Origin of the sequence: Sporosarcina saromensis (genome assembly GCF_033253735.1) — a bacterium.
Lineage (GTDB): Bacteria > Bacillota > Bacilli > Bacillales_A > Planococcaceae > Sporosarcina > Sporosarcina saromensis.
In genome coordinates this window covers 1-1,459 of record NZ_JAUBDI010000046.1, presented here as the reverse complement: position 1 = coordinate 1,459, position 1,459 = coordinate 1, and the positions used below count along the sequence as shown (strand labels likewise).

Below are 1,459 nucleotides of genomic sequence, written 5' to 3'. Positions count from 1 at the left end.
GGTACCGTCAAGAAGTATGTGTAACACACAATAGCCAACAATTTAGCTGATTTTACATGGAGTGGCGGACATGTTAGCCTTGGCAGGCTAGGCCAGCTTGTTAATAAAGCTGACCTCATGGCCTATTCACATGTCCGCAGAGGCTCCATGTCAAATCTGCGGCTAATCGTGCAAGCATCCTTAAGGTTATTCTATAGATTTTTAATTGTTTCTGTAACGCTTATCGAACATTTCCATTAGGACAGATTGAGCCGACACGAACTCGTTACTCAATCTGTTCCCCCACTTTTCGTTGTAATCCTGCGCAACTAAATAGACGATCTTTTCGACTGCCTTTTCACTTGGTAGGCTGTTCATCGTCTTAGTACGCTTCTTTATTTCCTTCATCGTTCTTTCTATAATATTTGTCGTGTAAATGTGGCTCTGAATGACCTTGGGATAAGACATGAACGTTAGTAGGACATCGAGATCCTCTTCCCACGAGTTAACCACTTTCGGATACGCTTTCGTCCATGTCCTCTTGAATTCCTCAAAGGCTGCGAGGGCGTCTTCCTTTGTAAGTGCGCGATAAACTTTTTTCAGATCCGTTATTATAGGTTCTTTATCCTTTTTACGAACAGAGGAAATGACATTCCTTACCTTGTGAACAACGCAACGCTGCACGTCTGCCAGTGGATAGACCTCCTTAAACGCCTGTTCAAGGCCTGCTAATCCATCGAAAACACCAAGCAGCACTTCTTCTAGTCCGCGGTTTTTAAGACTGGTTAAAATATTTTTCCAGCCTACAGCACTTTCATTACCACCCACAAAGAAATCTACGATTTCTCTATAGCCGTTATCCTTGACGCCCACAATGACATAGACGACCTCACTAGCCACGTCATGCCTACGTAGCTTTAGATAGGTGCCATCCAAATAAAGTACAGAGTATCTATTGTGAAGGGGCCGTTGTTGCCATTCCCGGATATCTTCCATCACGACATCTGTAATGTTACTGATGGTCGCAGCTGAATAGCTGTCGCCCAGAATCCTTTCAATAAACTGACCGACTTCTCGAGTGCTAAATCCATTCTGATACATCGTAATAATTGTTTCACCCAACCATCTTTCTCGTCTCTGATAGGGATCGAAAAGCTGGGTACGAAAATGTCCTTCGCGATCTCTAGGTACTGCCAAGTCTTCTATACGGCCGTATCTTGTGTCCAAAATACGCGAGTAATAACCATTTTTACTGTTTTTAAGCTCAGGATGTTCTACTTCGAAGAAGTTTTTCATTTCCTCCTTCATAATTGTTTCAAGATTTTCTTGAACAAACTGCTTGACTAAATCCTCCATTTGATTAGAAAAGAGATTATCGATTATACTAGACATAGATAGTGCATCCTCCTTGGTTTTTGTAGTGATTAACCTTGAGGATGCCCTATCTTTTTTGTGTTTACACAGACTATTGTACGTCACC

Annotated in this window: 1 protein-coding gene; it reads right to left on the bottom strand. The window is 42.1% G+C overall.

The features are described 5' to 3' along the window. Positions 1–201 precede the first annotated feature (201 nt). Positions 202–1,371 carry an IS256 family transposase gene (locus QT711_RS19520; RefSeq protein WP_317946920.1) on the bottom strand — a complete coding sequence of 390 codons (1,170 nt, stop codon included), beginning with the start codon at positions 1,369–1,371 and terminating at the stop codon, positions 202–204. Positions 1,372–1,459: the final 88 nt, after the last annotated feature.